Here is a 20,241-nt window from a genome sequence, read left to right as displayed (position 1 = left end):
GCCCGCGCGCCGCCGCCCCCCCGCGGGTGTGGGGGGGGGGGCGGCCCCCCCCCCCGGGGGGGGCCGCCCCCCCCCCCGGGGCGGGGGGGGGGGGGGGGCCCCCCCCCCCTCCTCGTACCTTCTGGAGTTCTTCGAAGTCGTACGGGGGAGGAAGCCGAAACCTGGAGTGCTTTTCAGGTCTACCCGTGGATTGGATACCGTCCGTCTTCATACGGACACCGGGCGTTTGCTGTGCTTTCGCAGAGTTTCGACTGTCCCCGCTTTATTCGCGGCGCTGCGGCGGCCACCCACATTTCCGCGCCGTCCACCTTCACCCTAAATTGGGGCTTTAGTGAAGTCCAGTTAGTCTTCATTGCCACTTAATCAACCGCAGCTTCACGAACGGGGTCGTCACGGCGGCCGTCGCCGGCGGTCGTGCGGGCCTGGCGGTTGATCAGCAGCACGCCCCCGATGATGACGATGCCGCCCGCCACCTCGGCGAGCCGGGGGATTTCGGACAGCCAGACGAACGAGACGACGAGCGCGACCGGCGGCACCAGGTAAAGGGCGGCCGTGGAAACCGCGAGCGGCAGCCGCGCCACGGCGTACCCCCAGATCACGAATCCCAGCGCGGAGGGCAGAAGTCCCAGATAGGCGACCGACACGAGCGCCCCGGCCGAAGCACCGGCGACACCGTGCACCGTCCCCGGAAGCAAGGGCAGCGCGAAAACCGTCCCGGCCACCATCGCGTACGTCGCGACCTCCATGCCGCTGTAGCGGCGAAGGAGCGGCTTGGAGACGACGTGGTACGCCCCCTGCACCACGGCGGCCGCCAGAACCACCAGCGCGCCTACGGAGAACCCGGCGGAACCACCGCCGAGCGCGACGATCACGGAACCGCCGATGGCGACACCACTGCCGACGAGCACGGTTCGCGTCACCCGCTCCGACAGGAACGTCCTGCCCAGCAGCACACTGAACACCGGAGCGATGGCGATCAGCATGCTCGCGGTACCCGCTGAGACATGGACCTCACCCCAGTTGAGCAGTATCTGGTAGGCGGTCATGCCGGTCGCGCCGGCCAGCGCGATCAGCGGCAGGTCCCGGCGCCTGGGGCGCCGAACTCCCAGGAACGGTGCGACCGCCACCAGGACGAGAGCGGCGACGGCCAGCCGGAGGAAGGACAGTGCCGCCACGCCGAGGCCGTCGACCCCGACCCGGATGGCCGGGAATGCCGATGCCCAGAGCACGACGACGCCTGCGAGGGCCAGGAAGCTGCGGGGGCTGGAGTGCACGTTCATGTCCCTCACGATGAGCCCGGCAACCCGAAAGATCTAGTTAGTTGTTCTTGCCGAACCATAAAGGGTGGCTGACTGCCCTGAAAGAAGGGGTGCAAGGATGTCTGAATTATGCAAATTTCCGGGAAGGGCTCCGGACGCACCCCGCCTCTGGCTATCCTTGATGTTTCAGGCGCGATGCATAAGGAGGCCTTCATGCTGGACGTCAGAAGACTCCGCGTCCTGCAGTACCTGGCCACACACGGCACGGTGGCGGCCGCCGCACAGGCGCTGTACCTGACCGCTCCCGCCATTTCCCAGCAACTCGCGGCGCTGGAGCGGGAAGTGGGGATGCCCGTGGTCGAGAAGCAGGGGCGCACCCTGCGCCTCACCCCTGTCGGTGAGCTGCTGGTGTCCCACGCCGAGATCGTGCTGAGCGACCTGGCCGCCGCCGAGTCCGCCCTGGAGGCCATCCGCGGTGGCGGCCACGGCATCGTGCGCGTCGCGGCCTTCGCCTCGGCCGCGCGCACCCTGGTGGCTCCCATATGGCGACGCATCCTTGAGGCGGACGAGGGAGCCGACGTCTCGCTGGAGCTGGAACTCGTCGAGCAGGAGCCCGGCGCGGCGCTCGAGTCGTTGCGCCGCCGGGATGTCGATGTGGCAGTGGTCCACGGGTACACCGTGCTGCCGCGGGACTTCCCGTCCGGATGCGAGGAGACCAAGCTCCTCGAGGAACCCGTTCTGCTCGCACTCCACCCTGATCACGCCACCCGCATGGGCATCGGCCCCGGAGACACCGTCGACCTCGCGCGCCTGTCCGAGAGTCCCTGGCTCACCCCGGGGCCGGAGACGTCCTGCTACGAGATGATCCAGCGCGCCTGCGGGGCCGCCGGGTTCGTTCCGGCCATCCGCTCGCGCAGCAACGACTTCTCCGTGCTGGCGGCGCTGGTCGCCGCGGGGGCGGGAGCGGCACTCCTGCCCCGTATGACCCTCCCCGACGCGACATCGGGGCCCGTCAGTCTCCACCCCCTCCTGCACCCCGTGACCCGCACCGTCTACGCCGTCAGCCGCACCGGCACGTCCCGGCGTCCGGACATCCGCCACCTCGGCGACCTCCTGCGGCAGGCGGCCGGCGCGGAGACAGGGGTCAAGCAGGCAAGTCACGCCTGAGGGACAGGCGGCCCGGAACGGCTGCAGAAGCTCGTCGCCGTCGGCATATTCGAGATCCACGACTCGCCGCTCGGGAACTCCCACGAGTACGTCCTCACCGAGAAGGGCCGGGATTTCCACACCGTTCTCTCGGCACTGCGCCAGTGGGGGCCGAAGCACCTCTTCGCGGACGACGAGCCGATGACCCAGGTCGTCGACGCCCGGACCGGACAGCCGCCCCGCCCCCTGTCCGTCATCGCCGAGGACGGCAAGGAGCTCACCGCCGACGCCCTGCTCCTGGTGCAGGCCCGTGCGGCGGACCCGATCGAGAACGCGGTGCCGATCGACACCCCCCGGCGCCGCAAGGCGTGAGGAGACGGCCCATGCCGCCGGGCCCCGGCACACGGCGGCAACGCCGGACGTGCATCCGGTCCCGCCGGACGTACATTCGGTCGTATGGACGAGATGCCCCAGCGCATCGCCCCCTCCACGGACCGGACGGCCGCCGCGCGCCTGCTCGGCTGCGCACCTCACGACGTCGGATACTGCCCGCGCTGCCAAGGGCTCACCCACCGCTACGGGCGCCACGCGCAGATCATCTGCCCTGCCTGCCGGGCGGCGCAGGCCCCGCCGGGCGAACCCCCGGCATCGACGTCCACGGCATCGGCGCAGCCCCCGAACTCCCCACGCCGATGAGTGCCCAGGCGGGTTGCGACCCCTCCCCCATGGGCGTTCCCTGGAAGTACCGGCGGTGAGGCGAGCCCATGATCGCGGCGCATACCGAAAGCCGCGCCTTCGTGTGCGTCCCCAGCAGCGGCCCGTCCTCTAGGCCGCCTTCCAACGCCTCACGGGAGGTGACAGGGGTGAAAGCCGTTGTCTACGAAAGGCCCTTCAGCGTCACGGTGAAGGACGTCGACGATCCGCGGATCCAGCACCCCAACGACGTGCTCGTACGGGTCACGTCGTCCGCGATCTGCGGCTCCGACCTGCACATGTACGAGGGCCGCACGGCAGCAGAGCCGGGCATCGTCTTCGGACACGAGAACCTGGGCGTCATCGAGGAGGTCGGCAGCGGCGTGACCTCCCTGGCCACGGGCGACCGTGTCGTGATGCCCTTCAACGTCGCGTGCGGATTCTGCAAGAACTGCCTCGCGGGCGAGACGGGCTTCTGTCTGACGGTCAACCCCGGCTTCGCCGGCGGTGCCTACGGCTACGTGGCCATGGGCCCGTACAAGGGCGGGCAGGCGGAGCGGCTCCGTGTTCCGTTCGCCGACTTCAACTGCCTGAAGCTGCCGGCGGGTGAGCAGTTCGAGACGGACTTCGTCCTGCTCGCCGACATCTTCCCGACCGGCTACCACGGCTGCGAGCTCGCCCAGGTGATACCCGGAGAGAGCGTGGCCGTCTACGGCGCCGGACCGGTGGGCCTGATGGCCGCCTACTCGGCGCTGCTGCGCGGTGCGTCGAAGGTGTTCTCCGTCGACCGGGTGCCCGAGCGGCTCGCCAAGGCGGAGGAGATCGGAGCCATCCCCATCGACTTCACCAAGGGCGACCCGGCCGAACAGATCAAGGAACAGACGAACGGAGAAGGAACCGACAAGGGCGTGGACGCCGTCGGATACCAGGCCCAGGCACACGACACCAGCCATGAGGAACCGGCCATCGTCCTCAACGAGCTCGTCGAGACGGTACGGGCGACCGGCAGGCTCGGCATTCCCGGCCTGTACGTACCGTCCGACCCGGGTGGTCCCGACGAGCACGCCAAGCACGGCCAGCTCCTGGTCTCGATCGGCAGGATGTTCGAGAAGGGCCAGAAGATGGGCACCGGCCAGTGCAACGTCAAGCGGTACAACCGCCAGCTGCGTGATCTGATCATCGCCGGGCGCGCCAAGCCCAGCTTCGTGGTCTCCCACGAGCTGCCGCTGGAGGACGCTCCGCGGGCGTACGAGAAGTTCGACAAGCGCATCGAGGGCTACACCAAGGTGGTCCTGCACCCCGGCCACGCACTCGCCGCGTAGGCCACCGGCCCGGGCACACACCGGTGCCCGGGCCGTCACTTGCTCACCGTCGCCCCCGGCCCTCAGCCCTCCCAGGCGTCCGGGCCGCCGCCACGCCACTCCACGAGTTCCGACCGGCGTACCCAGTCGTCGTCCACGTCGTCCAGACCCGCGAGCCGCAGGAACTCGACGATGTCCAGGAGCCCGTACGCCATCCCCACGAAGTGCCGGTCGACGCGGACCCGCCTGCCGCCGTCCTCGGCGGGTGGGTAGATCACCACGGGCGGTGCGATGGCCATGGCAACAGGATGCGGGCTGCGCCGGACGCCCGCACTCGGGGCGCTGCGGTCTTCGGGACAGCGCAGGTGCCGTCGCCGGCCGGGCGGCCGCGGGTGCCGCGGCCACGCCGCCTTCCTCGGTCGTCGCCCGGAGAACGTGCGTGCGGCTGAGATCCCGCCCGTGCCACGATGGCCTCGGGAAGCGAGGTCTCGTGGACGAGTTGAGGCGGTTTCGCCGGGCGCTGGTCGCGTGGGCGGCCGGAGGGGCGGCGGCGGGTGAGGCCGCCGAGGTGGCTCGGGCGCTGGCCGGTGGCGGTGCGCGGACGATCGTGCTCGTCGAGGGGAGCAGTGACCAGGTCGCGCTCGAAGCTCTGGCCGCGCGCCACGGCCGCGACCTCGGTGCGGAGGGCGTCGCGGTGGTTCCGCTCGGGGGAGCGACGAACATCGGGCGCTTCCTCGACGTGTGTGGCCCCCCTGGGCTCGGCCTCCCGCTGGCCGGCCTCTGCGACATCGGCGAGGAGCGGCACTTCCGGCGGCATCTGGAGCGGGTCGGGCTCGGCTCCGGTCTCACCCCCGCCGAACTGGAGACCCTCGGGTTCCACATCTGCGTCGCCGATCTGGAGGACGAGCTGATCCGTGCCCTCGGGGCCGCAGGCGTGCAGCAGGTGATCGAGGACCAGGGCGAGACACGTCCGTTCCGCACGTTCCAGGGCCAGCCTGCACAGCGGGGACGACCCGTGGAGCACCAGCTGCGGCGCTTCATGGGCACGCACAGCGGCCGCAAGGCCCTGTACGCGCAGGCGCTGGTCGCGCACCTGGACCTCGACCGCGTTCCCCGGCCGCTGGCGCGACTGCTCACGCACGTCTGACGCGGCCGTCACGTCATCGGCTCGCATGAGCCGGGGCGACGGACGTGAGGGAGGCGGACGGCGCGGCGGAGACGGAGGCCGAGCCGAACGGGGAGGCGCTGCCACCGGGCGGTGGAGGGTGGCCGGGCCGGTACGGCGCGGGCGAGCGAGACGTGCGTCCGTCGTCCGTACCGAGGTAGCCGGAGGGGGCGGTGCCGCCGGGCGTCAGGTCCACCGGCCGCCACACGGACACGGTCGCGTCGAACCACTCCACAGTGACCTGATCGGGCGTCACCTGATTCAGGCGCCAGTTCGGCGTACCGCGCGGCCTGATCAGCGGTCTGGGCGGGCGCCACGGCCACATCAGGGGAATGAGAAGAAGCTTGAAGTATCAACTGCCGGAAAGGGGCCGAGATTCGCAGTCGATCAAAAGAAGGAAGGAGTCAATCAATTGACTCCTCATACGCCACTGCGCCTTTGCGATCCGAGCGTCGGCACGGCGCGCCGCGCGGGAGTTCGGAATCTCCCACGCGGCACAGGCCGGGTCAGATACCGAACGGAGCGGCGTAATGGACCGTGCCGCTCGGGAGCGGGTGGCCGGCGTCGAGACCCAGTGCCATCAGTGCCTCGTCGGGAACGTCGATCGTCACACGGATGCCATGGTCACGGGCGCGGGTGAAGCCGAATCGGGGGTAGTAGTCCGGGTGCCCCAGGACGACCACATGACGCTCCCCCAGTGCCCTGGCCGCGGCCAGGGCCGCCCGTACGGCCGCGCTGCCCGCACCGGTCCGCTGCCGCTCCGGCAGGACAGCGCAGGGGGCCAGGCACAGCGCCGGGGTGTCGTCGATATGGCAGCGGGTCAGCAGCGCGTGGGCCACCGGACGGCCCGCCTCGTCCACCGCGACGAGAGAGAGGCCTTCGATCCATGCGGCCGGGTCGGCGCGCAGGGCGTCGACGAGGTCTGCCTCCGCGGGGGTGGGAAAGGCGGCCAGGTCGATCTCACGGATGGCGGGGATATCGGCGCTGTTCTCGGCGCGCGTCATCCAGTTTCTGCTCATGACGGTGAAGTTCCGATTCAGGAGGTGGTCGTGTAGTCGCCCCGTGAGCTCGCGCGCTCAGCAAGGGGCAATGGACGGAGTCAGGCCACGGCCCAGGACGTGAGGGAGACCCGGACGCTGCGCACGGTGGCCTCGAGCACGGTCATCAACCTCACCTCCCTGTTTCTCGGCTCCTGATCAGCGCGGACACAACAACCCTAACACCGCGCGAACCACGCCGTCGCGAATACTCCTGCCTCATGGTGTACCGCTGTCTGCACCCACTACGGAGTGGACTTCTTCCGTACCATCACTGCAACACAACTGTGTGCGGCAGTAACCGCAACCGCCCGCACAGCAACAGGCGGAAAAGCGCACACGTTAGATTTCGCATACGCCACGGGCCTGCCGCCCGCGGGAGACGACACCCAGGAAAGGTGTGAGGACCTTGTCCGAAACCACTGCCGAACCCATTGCCGAAACCACCGAGTTGACTTCTCAGTACAGCGCACAGGTGGCCGGCGACCTCGACCGGAACGTCAAGGAACAGGAGCGCCTCAGCGGCGAAATCGAGGAACTCCAGGCCCAGTTGACCGCCCTTCGCCACGACCACACCGTGCTGGTGAACATCCAGCAGGCCCTCGGTGTCCCGGCACCCGCACCCGCACCCGCACCCGCACCCGCACCCGCCGCGGCGGTGCCCGCACCCCGCAAGAAGGCGGCGGCCGCCTCGAAGTCGGCCAAGCAGGCCAAGGAGAAAAAGCCCGCCGCTGCGGCCCGGAAGCGGACCGAGAAGAAGGGCGCCACGAAGGCGGCGGCCTCGCCGACTTCACCCACGCTCGTCGAACTCGTACGCGCACACCTGGCCGGCCAGGCCGAACCCCGTTCCGCCGCCGAAGTCACCACCGCACTGGGACAGCAGCACCCCGAGCGCACCGTCAAGACAACTGTCGTACGCACGACGCTCGAAGGGCTCGTGGCCAAGAACCAGGCCCAGCGCACCAAGCAGGGTTCGTCCGTCTTCTACACCGCCTCGGAGACGGTCGAGCCGCCCACGCAGGCCGGGGAACTCCCGCAGCAGTCGGACTGACGCGTCCTCCAAGGCTGCGACCTCCAAGGCTGCGACCTCCAAGGCCGCAACCTCCCAGGCTGCGACTTCCGGAGCCTCTTCGCCACCGCCCCGCCCCCGCGGCACCCGCCTGCGGGGCGGCAGGCGTGCCTCTCTCAGATCCGCCCAGCGCGGCACATACGTGAACACCGCTGCCAGGTGCCGGCTCCCGCGAGTGCTCCGCATCCGGGAGTGCACAAGCCCTTGCCACAACCGCTCCCCCACCCTACGCTCACCCGACCTTCCACGTGAATTCTGTTCACATAGATGAATGGAGAGGGTGTGGGTAGACGATCTCCAGCCGCTGTCGCCCTGGCCATGATCGCGACGCTCGTCGTCTCGGTCCTCCCGGCGGCCTCCGCACAAGCAGCGCCCAAGACACCCGGAACGGCGGTTCTCGACGGAGCCCGGCTCCGGCAGGCGAGGATCGAGCTGCACCGCGGCGATCCCGAACTCCGCCGCGCTGTGGCGCACTTGACCCGCCGCGCGGACGGATGGCTGAACCAGGGTCCGTGGACCGTCGTCGACAAGCCACGTCCCGCACCGAGCGGCGACGTACACGACTACCTCAGCCAGGCACCCTACTGGTGGCCCACGCAGCCACCGTCCGCGAGCAATCCATGGGGCTGCCCGTATGTCCAGCGTGACGGGCAGCGGAACCCGGAGGTCGACTCGGGCACGGACCGCCAGGACGTCGAGAAGGTCTTCGACGCGACCTACGAGCTCACTCTCGCCTGGTACTACACCGGCCGCCGCCAGTACGCCGAGAAGGCCGCGCAGATCCTGCGCACCTGGTTCCTGAACCCGGCCACGAGGATGAACCCCCACCTGAACCACGCCCAGTTCATCCCCTGCAAGTACGACGGCCGGGCGATCGGCGTCATCGACTTCTCGCAGTCGTACACCAGCGTCGTCGACGCCCTCGCCATCCTCGACACCGGCGCTCCCGGCTGGACCCGGCACGACCGCACCGCCATGAGGCGCTGGAACACCGACTTCCTGACCTGGCTGACGACCAGCCCGTTCGGCAAGCAGGAGGCCGCGGCCACCAACAACCACGGCACCTTCCACGACATGCTGGTCGCCGCCCTCGCCTACTCGACCGGCGACAAGGAGCTGGCCCGCAGGACGGTACGGGAGGCGGCCGCCAAGCGGATCGACACCCAGATCGCGGCCGACGGCAGCCAGCCCCAGGAACTGGCCCGCACCAGAAGCTGGCACTACTCCACGTTCACCCTCGTCGCCCACACCCGCCTGGCCGCGGTCGGCCACCACGTCGGCGTGGACCTCTGGGCGCACCGCGGCCCGCACGGCCAGAGCCTCGCCCAAGCCGTGCGCCACCTGCTCCCCGCCGCGACCGGCTCGGCCGACTGGCCGCATCCGGAGCTTGAGTTCCACCGCTACGCCGCGAGCGACGTCGTCCGCGCGGCGGCGGACGCCGGTGACCCGGCGGCCGCCCGAGCCGTGCCCCTGCTGGAGCCACCGCCCCGAGGAGACCTGTGGCCCTTGCGGCCGGCTGCCGAGCAACTCGACTCGATCGCAGGCTGAACCCGCGTCCCGTCGTCCGGCCCCCAGGACCAGCGCCCCGCAGGCACCGCCTTTGCGTACCACTCCCCCACCGGAAAGGCACCCCGATGCAGACATACCCCCGCACGCTGTTCACCGCACTGCTCACCGCGGCCGCCGTCGCCGGCGGCGGCCCGGCGGTGACCCCCGCCCGGGCCACCGCCCCCGCGGCCACCATCGACGTCTCCACCGCGGCCCAGCTCAAGTCGGCCCTCACCGCCGCCGCACCGGGCGACACCATCCGCCTCGCCGACGGCACATACACCGGCAACTTCAAGACCACCGAAGCCGCGACCTCCGGCTCCCGCATCACGCTCACCGGCTCACCCCGGGCCGTCCTGAGCGCGAGCGGCGGTTACGGCCTGCATCTCGACGGCGCCTCCTACTGGACCGTCAGCGGCGTGACGGTGCGCGGCGGCCAGAAGGGCATCATGATCGACTCCGCCCGGGGGGTGGTCCTGGACGGAGTCACCGTGCACGACCTCGGCATGGAGGGAGTCCACTTCCGCAACTCCAGCAGGGACGGCGTCGTCAGGAACTCCAGGATCTACGACACCGGCAACGACGGCCGCGGAATGGGCGAGGGTGTCTACGTCGGATCGACCAACACCCTGTCCGACAGGAGCGACAACGTACAGATCCTCGGCAACACCATCGGTCCCGATGTAGGCGGCGAGAACATCGACATCAAGGAAGGCACCACCGGCACGCGCATCGTGGGCAACACCTTCGACGGCGACGGCCTCACCGGCGCCCACTACGACGACTCGTGGGTGGACGTGAAGGGCAACAACGTCCTCGTGGAGAACAACACCGGCAGGAACACCACGAACGACGGCTACCAGACCCACAGCCAGCAGTCCGGCTGGGGCTGCGGCACGGTCTTCAGGAACAACCGGTCCACACTCACCGGAGCCGGCGGCTCCACGCGGCTCGCCATCAACGTCACGAACAACAGCTCCAGTTGCCGTACGACGGTCTACGGCAGCAACACCGTCACGGGCGGCAGGGGCCTCACCAACATCCCCGTGACGCCGTAGCCCCGGCGCCGCGTTGCGCGGCTGTCCGCAGCCCAACTGGTCGGCGCCGTTCACCGATTGGACTGTACCAAGCTCTTGACAGAGTTTTCTGTCACTTCTTAAATCACGGTGTGAAGTAAGCGGTCCGATCTGACTCCCCACCTCCCCCACCCTCGCGCAGCCGCCACATGACTCCGCAGCCCCCGCCTCACGCCCGTCTGTCATAGACACGCCATCGCTTGGGCCCCTGCCGGTCCTCCGGCTCGCCGTCCTGATGGCTCATGACCGGCGTGGTCTTCGAGGTGGGGCAGCGGGGACCGCGGGCCGGCCGGACGACGGCAGAACAGGACACCGACGCATGACCAAGACACTCCTCCGCGGGCACGCGGGGCGCGCCGGGCTCGGCACGGCGGTTGCCGCCGCCCTCCTGGCAGGCTTGAACTCCACCCCGGCAGGCGCCGCCGCGGCGGCCACCGGACAGATCACCGGGCTCGGCGGCAAGTGCGTGGACGTCGCGGGCGCCGCGACGGTCAACGGCACTGCCGTACAGCTCTACGACTGCAACGGCACGGCCGCACAGCAGTGGACCGTCGGCGGCGACGGCACCATCCGCGCGCTCGGCAAGTGTCTGGACGTCGCCTCGGCCGGCACCACCAACGGCACGCGCGTGCAGTTGTGGGACTGCAACGGCAGCGCGGCCCAGCAGTGGACCGTCACCGCCGCCCGCGACATCGTCAACCCGCAGGCCGACAAGTGTCTGGACGCGACGGGCAACAGCTCCGCCAACGGCACCCGGCTGCAGATCTGGAGCTGCACCGGCGCCGCCAACCAGAAGTGGACGGCGCCCGCCGACGGCGGCAACCCGCCGCCCGGACCTGGCGCGATGGCGGTGGCGCCCTACCTCTACAACGGCTGGGGCAGCCCGCCGAACCCCACCACCGTGATGAACGCGACCGGCGTCAAGTGGTTCACCCTCGCGTTCGTCCTCAGCAATGGCTACTGCAACCCGCAGTGGGACGGCAACCGGCCCCTGACCGGCGGTGTCGACCAGCAGACCATCAACACCGTCCGCGGCGCGGGCGGGGATGTCATCCCGTCCTTCGGCGGGTGGAGCGGCAACAAGCTGGAGAGCTCCTGCGGCAGTGCGGGCGAGCTGGCCGCCGCCTACCAGAAGGTCATCAACGCCTACGGCCTGAAGGCGATCGACATCGACATCGAAGCCGCGGCCTACGACAGCCCGGTCGTGCAGCAGCGCACGGTCGACGCCCTCAAGACCATCAAGGCCAACAACCCCGGCATCAAGGTCTACGTCACCTTCGGCACCGGCCAGAACGGCCCCGACAGCAGCCTGATCAGCAAGGCGGCCGCATCGGGGCTGACCGTCGACAGCTGGACGATCATGCCGTTCAACTTCGGCGGCGCCGGCCAGAACATGGGCCAGCTGACCGTGCGGGCGGCCGAGGGACTGAAGACCGCGGTCAAGAACGCCTACGGCTACACCGACGACCAGGCCTACCGCCACACCGGCATCTCCTCGATGAACGGCATCACCGACAACAACGAGACGGTGACCGTGGGCGACTTCCGCACCATCCTGGCGTACGCCCAACAGCGGCACCTTGCCCGGCTGACCTTCTGGTCCGTCAACCGTGACCGGCCCTGCACCGGCGGCGGCGCCGACACCTGCTCGGGCGTCTCCCAGCAGCCCTGGGACTTCACCCGCGTCTTCGCCCAGTACAGCGGCTGACCGGGCGACGGCCGGCCCGCGCCTTCCTCCTCCCCGCTTTTCCTCCCCCGTCCCCCACCCGAGCCGCCTCTGCGGCCCAGGAAGCAGACACCATGCCTCGCTCCTCGCGACCACCCGTCCGTGGCCGCTCCAGCGGCTCTCCCCTGCGCCGTGCCCGTCGCCCGTGGACCGTCGTCCTCGCGGCCGCCGCCACCGTCGCCTCCGTCCTCACGGCCGTCCAGCCGGCCCAGGCCACCGCCACGAAGGCGGACACCCCCTCGGGCACCGCGGCGGTGGCCGCCCTGCCGACGGGCTGGGCGACGGTGGTGAACACCGGCAGCGGCAAGTGCCTGGACGCCCGGGCGGCCGGGACGGTCAACGGCACGGCGGTACAGCAGTACACCTGCAACAGCACCACCGCGCAGCAGTGGAGTTTCACCCCGACCAGCGACGGCTACGTCCGCATCGGCAACCGCAACGACGCCCAGCAGGTGGTGGACGTGAGCAACGTGTCCAGCGCCGACAACGCGGCCGTGCACCTGTGGACCTACGGCGGTGGCAACAACCAGCAGTGGCAGGCCGTGGACGAGGGCGGCGGCGCCTACCGCTTCGTCAACCGGCACAGCGGCAAGTGCCTAGACGTTCCGTCCGCGTCGACGGCCGACGGTGTGCAGCTCGTGCAGTACACCTGCAACGGTTCGGCGGCGCAGCGCTTCCAGGTCACGCCCGTGAGCACCGCGCCCGGGGATGTCGACCTCGGCCCGAACGTCGCCGTCTTCGACCCCTCGATGCCGTCGTCGACGATTCAGAGCCGCCTCGACTCGATCTTCCGGCAGCAGGAGACGAACCAGTTCGGCTCGCAGCGCCATGCGATCCTGTTCAAGCCCGGCACCTACAGCAACGACGTCAACGTCGGCTTCTACACCCAGGTCCTGGGCCTGGGCCAGTCTCCGGACTCGGTCACCATCAACGGTGCCGTGCATGTGGAGGCGGACTGGTTCCCGCCGCAGAACGCCACCCACAACTTCTGGCGCGGTGCGGAGAACCTCTCGGTGAACCCCACCGGCGGCACGGACCGCTGGGCGGTCTCACAGGCCTCCGCGTACCGGCGCATGCATGTGCGCGGCAACCTGGAACTCAGTGACGGCGGCTGGTCCAGCGGTGGGTTCATGGCCGACACCAAGATCGACGGCCAGGTCCGCTCCGGCACCCAGCAGCAGTGGCTGACCCGCAACTCGCAGCTCGGCAGCTGGACCGGCTCCAACTGGAACATGGTCTTCGTCGGCAGCCAGGGCGTGCCGGGCAACACGTTCCCCAACCCGCCCTACACCACGGTCAACCAGACCCCGACGGTACGGGAGAAGCCCTTCCTGTACGTCGACGGCTCGGGTGCCTACCGGGTGTTCGTCCCGGCCCTGCGGACCAGCTCCTCGGCCACCACATGGGCGAGCGGCAACGCCGCCGGCACCTCGCTCGGCATGGACCAGTTCTACGTCGTCAAGCCGGGGGCCACCGCCGCGCAGATCAACGCCGCCCTCGCCGAGGGCAAGAACCTCCTGGTCACGCCGGGCGTCTACCACCTGAACCAGACACTGCGCGTGACCCGGCCCGACACCGTGGTCCTCGGACTGGGACTCGCCACCTTCATCCCGGACAACGGCATCACGGCCATGACGGTCGCCGACGTCGACGGCGTGAAGATCGCGGGTGTCCTCTTCGACGCCGGCACCACCAACTCCCGGACGCTGGTGGAGATCGGGCCGGCCGGGGCATCGGCCGGCCACGCGGCCAACCCCACCTCGCTGCACGACGTCTACTTCCGTGTCGGCGGCGCCGCCGTGGGCAAGGCGACCACCAGCCTCGTCGTCAACAGCGACAACGTCATCGGCGACCACATGTGGATCTGGCGCGGCGACCACGGCGCCGGCATCGGCTGGAACACCAACACCGGCGACACCGGCCTGATCGTCAACGGCGACAACGTCACCATGTACGGCCTCTTCGTCGAGCACTACCAGAAGCACCAGACCATCTGGAACGGCAACGGCGGGCGGACGTACTTCTACCAGAACGAGATGCCCTACGACCCGCCCAACCAGGCAGCCTGGATGGACGGCTCCACCCAGGGCTACGCCGCCTACAAGGTCGCCGACTCCGTCACCAGCCATCAGGCCTACGGGCTCGGCAGTTACTGCTTCTTCAACGTCAACCCTGGCGTCACCGCCGAGCGCGCCTTCGAGGTGCCCAACAAGCCCAACGTCCGCTTCCAGAACATGGTGACCGTGTCACTGGGCGGCACCGGCACCATCCGGCACGTCATCAACGACCGGGGCGGGCCGTCCAACTCGACCACCAACGTCGCCAACCTGGTGAGCTACCCGTGAGGCGGCTCGCAGCACGCCTTCTGACACTGCTGGCCGTGGTGCTGGGGCTGACCGCCCCGGCCCACGCCGGGCCCACCGTGTCCGCCGCGCCCTCGGCACCCGCGTTCAAGGTCATCGCCTTCTACAACGGAACCTGGGACCCCGCGCACATCGACTTCGTCAAGGAAGCCAACGCGTGGTTCCCGCAGGCCGCGGCGCAGAACAACTTCACGTACACGGCGACAACCGACTGGAACCTCCTGGCGAACGGCGGGGTGGACGCCTACCAGGTCGTCCTCTTCCTGGACGACGCGCCCAAGACCGCCGCGCAACGGGCCGGTTTCGAACGGTACATGCGGGCCGGCGGCGGCTGGCTGGGCTTCCACGTCTCCGCCTTCACCACCGATGCCGGGTCCTGGCCCTGGTACTACGACACCTTCCTCGGCAGCGGGAACTTCAGGTCCAACACCTGGGGCCCCACGACAGCGGTCCTGCGCACCGAGGACCGCACGCACCCTTCGACGGCCGCGCTGCCGGCGACGTTCACCTCGGCGGTCAGTGAGTGGTACAGCTGGTCCAACGACCTGCGGACCAGGTCCGACATCAAGATCCTGGCCTCGGTCGACCCGTCGAGCTTCCCGCTGGGAACCGACCCGGACCAGTCGTGGTACAGCGGCTACTACCCGATCCTGTGGACCAACACCCAGTACCGGATGCTGTACGCGAACTTCGGGCACAACGCCATGAACTACGACACCAACACGCGGCTCTCCTCGACGTTCGCCAGTCCCACGCAGAACCGCTTCCTGATCGACGGCCTCACATGGCTCGGCGGAGCGGGAGAGGACCCCGACCCGCCGCCCGACCCGATCTCCGAGACGGCGTGGTACTCGGTCGCCAGCAGCGCGAACGGAACCTGCGTCGACGCCAGGGCGGCGGCCACCGCCAACGGCACACCCATCCAGCAGTACACCTGCAACGGGACCCTGGCCCAGCAGTTCCAGTTCCGCCCGACCGACAGCGGCTACTCGCGGATCGCGATCCGCGGCAACCCGCAGCAGGTCATCGACGTCACCGGAGTCTCGACCGCCGACAACGCGCCCCTTCAGCTGTGGGCGTACGGCGGCGGAGGCAATCAGCAGTGGCGGCCGGTACGGGAGGCCTCCGGCGGCTACCGCTTCGTCGCCCGGCACAGCGGTAAGTGCCTGAGCACGACCGGCAGTTCGGCGAACGGCGTGCAACTGGTGCAGCGGCCGTGCGACAACTCCGCCGCCCAGAGCTTCCTCCTGGACGCACAGCCCTGACGGACAGGGTCGCGCAAGGCACACGGCCCCCTCCCGCCCGCTCGGGCGGGAGGGGGCCACCAGCACATGGTGGAACTCGCGACCGGTATCCGTGGTTTCCCTGGAATAGCCGCGGGCCGGCCTCGTGTTGCGACGAGCATGACGACGCCACCGCCGCGGCCCGAGGTGCTGCGATACACCGCCTTCTCCAGCACCCCCGACGGCGGCAACCCCGCCGGGGTCGTGCTGGACGCCACCGATCTTGACGACGGTGACATGCTGTCCATCGCCGCCGGCCTCGGCTATTCGGAGTCCGCGTTCCTCACCCCGCCCCCGGAGGGCCTCGGCGGCCCTCAGGGGCGGTCCTACGGCATCCGCTACTTCAGTCCCAGGGCCGAGGTGCCGTTCTGCGGCCACGCCACCGTGGCGACCGCCCTCGCGCTCGCCGAGCGGACAGGACCGGGGGAACTGGTCTTCGCGACACGTGCCGGCACCGTACCGGTGGAGGTGACCGAGGAGGGCGGCGCGCTCAGGGCCACGCTCACCAGCGTCGAGCCGCACATCGAGGAGGTCGCCGGGGCCGACCTCGCGGAGGCGCTCGCCGCGCTCCGCTGGGACGCGGCCGATCTCGACCCGGGCTTCCCGCCCCGCATCGCGTTCGCCGGTGCCCGCCATCTCGTCCTGGCGGCGGCGACGCGCACGCGCCTCGCGGACCTCGCCTACGACTTCGCGCGCCTCGAAGCCCTGATGCACCGCCTGGACCTCACCACGCTCCAGCTGGTGTGGCGGGAGTCGGCCACCGTCTTCCACGTCCGTGACCCGTTCCCCGTCGGTGGTGTCGTCGAGGATCCGGCCACCGGTGCGGCGGCCGCCGCGTTCGGCGCGTACGCCCGTGAGCTCGGCCTGGTCCCCGAGGACGCCGTCCTCACCCTGCACCAGGGCGAGGACCTGGGCCGCCCCGGCGAGCTCACGGTGACACTGCGCGCGGGTGAGCGGCGCGTTCGTGTGAGTGGCACCGGCGCTCGCATCGGGTGACGTGCCGGTGGGCGTCACGGCATCCGCGCGGCGGGTGCGAACAGCCCTTCCGGGTCGTACGCGGCACGGATGCGCCCGAGTCGCTCCTCGTGCGAGCCGAAGACGGCTCCCCGCAGCTCACTCGCGTCCTCGCCCAGCCCGGCGAAGTTGACGTACGTGCCACCGCTCGAGAACCGCTTCATCGCGTCCCAGGCCGAGCGGGCCCACTCGATCGCGGTCCCGTCCATCGCCGGGTCGCGCCAGCCCGCGTCGATACTCACGTTGAAGCGCGCCTGCCGATGGGCGAACGCGCTGTCGTCGGGGGCCACGCGGGCCACGGCGCCCCCGAGTGTGCGGACGACGACGAGGCTCTCCGGAGTGGGCCGCCGGGAGTCCCAGTCCAGCAGGGTCCCGATGGCCTCGTCGGTCAGCTCGTCCATGAAGTGCGACTTCATGAAGTAGCGCTCGCCGTCCGGGAAGCGCCAGGTGTTCGCGCTCTGCAGCACCACATAGGGCACCGTGCCGCTCAGGTCCATGAGCACCGGGCCCAGGGCGCGCTGCGGGGCCAGCGCCGCGGCGGCGCCGTCGTCCGGCGGCCCTCCGTACACGGCACCGGCGATGACGCAGGGCGACCTGTGCAGTTCCCGCGGTATCGCGGGGTCGGCGGGGACGCTCCAGAGCAGCAGTTCCGGGGTCACCGTGTCCGGCGCGGTGTACGTCGCGTCCCGCCAGGCCCGTACCACCGCCTCGGCGTGCTCGTACGGGTGGAGTACCACCGCCGCGGCCACCTCCGGGCCCAGCGGCCGGAGTCCGAACTCGAAGGAGGTGACGACGCCGATGCCCCGGCCCCCGCCGCGCGCCGCCCAGTACAGGTCGGGCTCCTTCTCCCGGTCGGCCGTGCGCACCGTGCCGTCCGCCGTGACGATCTCCAGCGAGCGGACGCTGTCGCAGCTCAGGCCCAAGGTCCGCATCACGAAACCGAAGCCGCCGCCGAGAGTGAGACCCGCGATGCCGGTCGCCGAGATCTCCCCACCGGGCGTGGCCAGGGCGTGCAGCTGGGTCTCGCGGTCCAGTTGGCCCCACGTCACGCCTGCCTGGGCGCGTGCCGTACGGGCCACGGGGTCCACATGCACGCCCTTCATCCGCGACAGGTCGATCACGAGTCCGTCGTCGCACACCGCACTGCCGGCCACCTGGTGCCCGCCACCGCGGATGCTGACGACGGGACGGTGCTCCCTGGCGATCCGCACCGCCTCGACGACGTCCGCCGTGCCGGAGCAGCGGGCGACGACCGCGGGGTGGCGGTCGATCAGGCCGTTCCACACGGTGCGTGCCTCGTCGTAGCCGGGATGGGCGCGGTCGATGACCTCACCCCGGAGCGCGGAGCGAAGCTCATCGGCGATCACCCGCTCCGCAGCGGCCGTGGAGGGGGCACTCTGCTCGTCCGGCATCGCCGTCACCTCTTCCGGTGCCCGTTGCTGGCTACGGCTGTGTGTTCTTCCACGGTAGGCGCCGGTCCGCGGGCCTGCACGCGGTGCTCCACCGGGCGCACGGGGTCGCGCCCGCCGGAAAACCAGGTGCGTCCGACGCGCCCGGCTCCTACCGTTCCGGGCATGCGCGTCGTTTTCACCAAGGGCCCCGGTACGAGCTACGACATCGCCGTGCACCGCGAGACCGGAGTCGCGCTCGCCCCGCGCAACGGGCCTGGCGGGCACCCCTACCTCCCGCACGATCTGGTGCACTTCCTGGTCGAGGCGGAGGCCGGTATCGAGCTCGGGGTCTACGGGCGGCTCGCCGCCGGTGACCACGGCCTGTTCTGGCCCGCCGACCCCGCCGAACGCGCCAAGGCCTTCCGGCGCCGCAGGTCCAGGCCGGTGAAGCCGTCCCCGCGGGCGAAGGCCGACATGGCCATGTCCGAGCAGCTGGCGGGCATCGCCGTACCCGTGTGGGAGGTGCGGCACGGCCATGCGCGGGAGTTGCCGGCGTATGTGACGGCCGGGGAGATCCCGGCAGTGGTCGACCGGATCGTGTCCCGGTTCGACGACTACGCGGGCCGCTGGCACGCGCTGCCGGTCGGAGGCTCGCTGACACTGACGTGGTGAGGCCGGCCCGGCGAACCGGGCCCTCCGCCGTCGCCTTCCCCGGGCAGGCGCGCCGGCGCGATGTTCAGCCGCTGTCCGCTCGGCGCACGGATGCCTCCGGCGGGCGTTCGCGGAGCGCCCCGTAGGCCAGGAAGTAGGCCGGTACCCGGTTCAGCCGGCGTGAGGTGGTGACCAGTTCGGCCATGCGCTTGGCGCGCTTGGGGTCGCCGAAGGGCGGCCTGCCCTGCAGGACCGGCTCGATGACGTTGGTGTGCGCCAGGCGCTGCAAGCGCTGGGTGCTGGCCGTGGTCAGCCAGCGGCGGCGCTGGATGCGGCGTACGGCAGCCGGCAGGCCGGACGTCTCGCCGCTCAGTGGCCCGACGAGATGGCGGGCGGCGGCCACCGCGTCCTGGACGGCGAGGTTGATGCCGATGCCGAAGACCGGCGACATGGCGTGCGCCGCGTCCCCGATGCACAGCAGCCCCGGCCGGTGCCAGTGCCGGAGTCGTTCGAGCCGCACGTCGAGCAGCTTCACCTCGTCCCACGAGGACAGGGTGTGCATGCGGTCCGCGAGCCATGTGACGGCGGCCCCGTAGGAGTCCCTGAAGCGGTCGAGGCCCTCCGCGCGGAGCCGCGGGTCGCTGCCCTTGGGGATCAGCGCGGCGCACTGCCAGTAGTCCCCGCGGTCGATCATGGCGCTGAGGAACCGCTCGCCCACGCCCCCCACGAGCCCGTGTGGATCGCCGTCGCGCCGCGGCAGCCGGAACCACCAGGCGTCCATCGGGCACCGGAACGTGCGCAGCTCCAGTTCGGGGAGCGAGCGGGCCAGCGAGCCACGGCCGTCGCAGGCCACCGTGAGGGTGGCGCGCAGTTCCCCGGTGCGGCCGTCGGACGTGCGGTAGGAGACGCCGGTGACGCGGCCCCGCTCCTTCAGGAAGGACGTCGCCTCGGTGTTCATGCGCAGGGTGAACACCGGCTCGCGTCCGGCCTCGTCGGCGAGGAGGTCGAGCAGGTCCCACTGGGGCACCATCGCGATGTAGTTGTAGCGGCGCCGCAGCGCGGCGATGTTCCCTACGGTGACCAGCGTCCGGTCGGCGCCGATCGGCAGCTGGATCGTCGTGACCCGCCGCTGCGGCAGCCGCGCGAACCGTTCGGCCAGGCCGAGTTCGTCCAGGAGCGCGAGGGTGGTCGGATGGACGGTGTCGCCGCGGAAGTCCCGCAGGAAGTCGCCGTGCTTCTCCAGGACCGTCACCTCCACCCCGGCCCGGGCCAGGAGCAGGGCGAGGACCATTCCGGCGGGCCCGCCGCCCACCACGCAGCAGGTCGTCCGCTCCCCCGTCCGCCTGCTGTCCCTCGTGTCCATCGCGCTCCGCCCTTCACCGGCGCCACCTATGCGTCACACTGGCGTATATACCCACAAGTAGCCGCAATACCGTCACACAGGGTCGCTCTTCGTGGTTGCTCCGTGTCGATGTCGCTCCGTGTCCCTCTGTCGCTCCGTGTCCCTCTGTCGCTCCTG

19 protein-coding genes and 2 pseudogenes are annotated in these 20,241 nt (G+C 70.5%); 15 read left to right on the top strand and 6 right to left on the bottom strand.

Features of this window, described 5'->3' with window-relative positions:
* Positions 1-359: 359 nt before the first annotated feature.
* Complete coding sequence (locus ACIHCM_RS09860) at positions 360-1,280, bottom strand: DMT family transporter (protein ID WP_399891879.1); 921 nt, start codon at positions 1,278-1,280, stop codon at positions 360-362.
* A 192-nt stretch (positions 1,281-1,472) separates the two neighbouring features.
* On the opposite strand from ACIHCM_RS09860, the gene ACIHCM_RS09855 reads away from it, so the two are divergent.
* The 5 genes and pseudogenes from ACIHCM_RS09855 (at position 1,473) to ACIHCM_RS09835 (ending at position 4,420) form a co-directional block, all read left to right on the top strand.
* Positions 1,473-2,426, top strand: coding sequence for a LysR family transcriptional regulator (locus ACIHCM_RS09855; RefSeq protein ID WP_399891876.1), 954 nt, complete (start codon positions 1,473-1,475; stop codon positions 2,424-2,426).
* 21 nt (positions 2,427-2,447) lie between these two features.
* Positions 2,448-2,576, top strand: a pseudogene (locus ACIHCM_RS09850) (winged helix-turn-helix transcriptional regulator); the annotation flags it as partial.
* A 30-nt stretch (positions 2,577-2,606) separates the two neighbouring features.
* Positions 2,607-2,777, top strand: coding sequence for a hypothetical protein (locus ACIHCM_RS09845; RefSeq protein ID WP_399891873.1), 171 nt, complete (start codon positions 2,607-2,609; stop codon positions 2,775-2,777).
* 84 nt (positions 2,778-2,861) lie between these two features.
* Positions 2,862-3,101 carry a hypothetical protein gene (locus tag ACIHCM_RS09840; RefSeq protein ID WP_399891870.1) on the top strand — a complete coding sequence of 80 codons (240 nt, stop codon included), beginning with the start codon at positions 2,862-2,864 and terminating at the stop codon, positions 3,099-3,101.
* Between the two features lie 167 nt (positions 3,102-3,268).
* The gene (locus ACIHCM_RS09835; protein ID WP_399891867.1) at positions 3,269-4,420 is read left to right on the top strand and encodes a glutathione-independent formaldehyde dehydrogenase; all 1,152 of its coding nucleotides are present in this window, start codon (positions 3,269-3,271) and stop codon (positions 4,418-4,420) included.
* Positions 4,421-4,482: 62 nt separating this feature from the next.
* Here the strand turns inward: ACIHCM_RS09835 and ACIHCM_RS09830 are convergent, their stop codons facing one another.
* Positions 4,483-4,698, bottom strand: a complete 216-nt coding sequence (locus ACIHCM_RS09830; RefSeq protein WP_399891864.1) for a hypothetical protein — start codon at positions 4,696-4,698, stop codon at positions 4,483-4,485.
* 191 nt (positions 4,699-4,889) lie between these two features.
* On the opposite strand from ACIHCM_RS09830, the gene ACIHCM_RS09825 reads away from it, so the two are divergent.
* Entirely contained in the window at positions 4,890-5,546 is a 657-nt protein-coding gene (locus ACIHCM_RS09825; RefSeq protein ID WP_399891861.1) for a TOPRIM nucleotidyl transferase/hydrolase domain-containing protein, read from the top strand.
* A gap of 13 nt (positions 5,547-5,559) precedes the next feature.
* On the opposite strand, the gene ACIHCM_RS09820 is transcribed toward ACIHCM_RS09825, so the two are convergent.
* A complete protein-coding gene (locus ACIHCM_RS09820; protein ID WP_399891858.1) occupies positions 5,560-5,820 on the bottom strand; it encodes a hypothetical protein in 261 nt (86 codons plus the stop codon).
* A gap of 250 nt (positions 5,821-6,070) precedes the next feature.
* The gene (locus ACIHCM_RS09815; protein WP_399891855.1) at positions 6,071-6,583 is read right to left on the bottom strand and encodes a GNAT family N-acetyltransferase; all 513 of its coding nucleotides are present in this window, start codon (positions 6,581-6,583) and stop codon (positions 6,071-6,073) included.
* A 418-nt stretch (positions 6,584-7,001) separates the two neighbouring features.
* On the opposite strand from ACIHCM_RS09815, the gene ACIHCM_RS09810 reads away from it, so the two are divergent.
* From ACIHCM_RS09810 to ACIHCM_RS09775, 8 genes and pseudogenes are all read left to right on the top strand, one after another.
* Positions 7,002-7,652, top strand: coding sequence for a hypothetical protein (locus ACIHCM_RS09810; RefSeq protein ID WP_399891852.1), 651 nt, complete (start codon positions 7,002-7,004; stop codon positions 7,650-7,652).
* Positions 7,653-7,667: 15 nt separating this feature from the next.
* Positions 7,668-7,922: pseudogene (locus ACIHCM_RS09805) on the top strand (hypothetical protein); the annotation flags it as partial.
* 15 nt (positions 7,923-7,937) lie between these two features.
* Complete coding sequence (locus ACIHCM_RS09800; protein ID WP_399891850.1) at positions 7,938-9,218, top strand: alginate lyase family protein; 1,281 nt, start codon at positions 7,938-7,940, stop codon at positions 9,216-9,218.
* Between the two features lie 86 nt (positions 9,219-9,304).
* Positions 9,305-10,276 (top strand): right-handed parallel beta-helix repeat-containing protein, encoded by a 972-nt coding sequence (locus tag ACIHCM_RS09795; RefSeq protein WP_399891847.1) that lies wholly within the window; start codon positions 9,305-9,307, stop codon positions 10,274-10,276.
* A 337-nt stretch (positions 10,277-10,613) separates the two neighbouring features.
* Entirely contained in the window at positions 10,614-12,002 is a 1,389-nt protein-coding gene (locus ACIHCM_RS09790) for a ricin-type beta-trefoil lectin domain protein (protein ID WP_399891844.1), read from the top strand.
* A gap of 92 nt (positions 12,003-12,094) precedes the next feature.
* Positions 12,095-14,365 carry an RICIN domain-containing protein gene (locus tag ACIHCM_RS09785; RefSeq protein WP_399891841.1) on the top strand — a complete coding sequence of 757 codons (2,271 nt, stop codon included), beginning with the start codon at positions 12,095-12,097 and terminating at the stop codon, positions 14,363-14,365.
* A complete protein-coding gene (locus ACIHCM_RS09780; RefSeq protein WP_399891838.1) occupies positions 14,362-15,648 on the top strand; it encodes a ThuA domain-containing protein in 1,287 nt (428 codons plus the stop codon). The genes ACIHCM_RS09785 and ACIHCM_RS09780 overlap by 4 nt, the downstream gene beginning before the upstream one ends.
* 138 nt (positions 15,649-15,786) lie before the next feature.
* Positions 15,787-16,662, top strand: coding sequence for a PhzF family phenazine biosynthesis protein (locus ACIHCM_RS09775; RefSeq protein WP_399891835.1), 876 nt, complete (start codon positions 15,787-15,789; stop codon positions 16,660-16,662).
* Between the two features lie 14 nt (positions 16,663-16,676).
* On the opposite strand, the gene ACIHCM_RS09770 is transcribed toward ACIHCM_RS09775, so the two are convergent.
* Entirely contained in the window at positions 16,677-18,092 is a 1,416-nt protein-coding gene (locus ACIHCM_RS09770; RefSeq protein WP_399891832.1) for an FAD-binding oxidoreductase, read from the bottom strand.
* 162 nt (positions 18,093-18,254) lie between these two features.
* Between ACIHCM_RS09770 and ACIHCM_RS09765 the strand changes: the two genes are divergently transcribed.
* The gene (locus ACIHCM_RS09765; RefSeq protein ID WP_399891829.1) at positions 18,255-18,743 is read left to right on the top strand and encodes a hypothetical protein; all 489 of its coding nucleotides are present in this window, start codon (positions 18,255-18,257) and stop codon (positions 18,741-18,743) included.
* 64 nt (positions 18,744-18,807) lie between these two features.
* Here ACIHCM_RS09765 and ACIHCM_RS09760 read toward each other — a convergent pair whose 3' ends face one another.
* On the bottom strand, positions 18,808-20,085 hold the full coding sequence (locus tag ACIHCM_RS09760; protein WP_399891826.1) for an FAD-dependent oxidoreductase: 1,278 nt from the start codon (positions 20,083-20,085) through the stop codon (positions 18,808-18,810).
* Positions 20,086-20,241: the final 156 nt, after the last annotated feature.

Source organism: Streptomyces sp. NPDC052023 (genome assembly GCF_044548465.1).
Taxonomy (GTDB): Bacteria; Actinomycetota; Actinomycetes; order Streptomycetales; family Streptomycetaceae; genus Streptomyces.
Note: the sequence above shows the minus strand (reverse complement) of the source record. Positions and strands in the feature narration are given on the sequence as shown.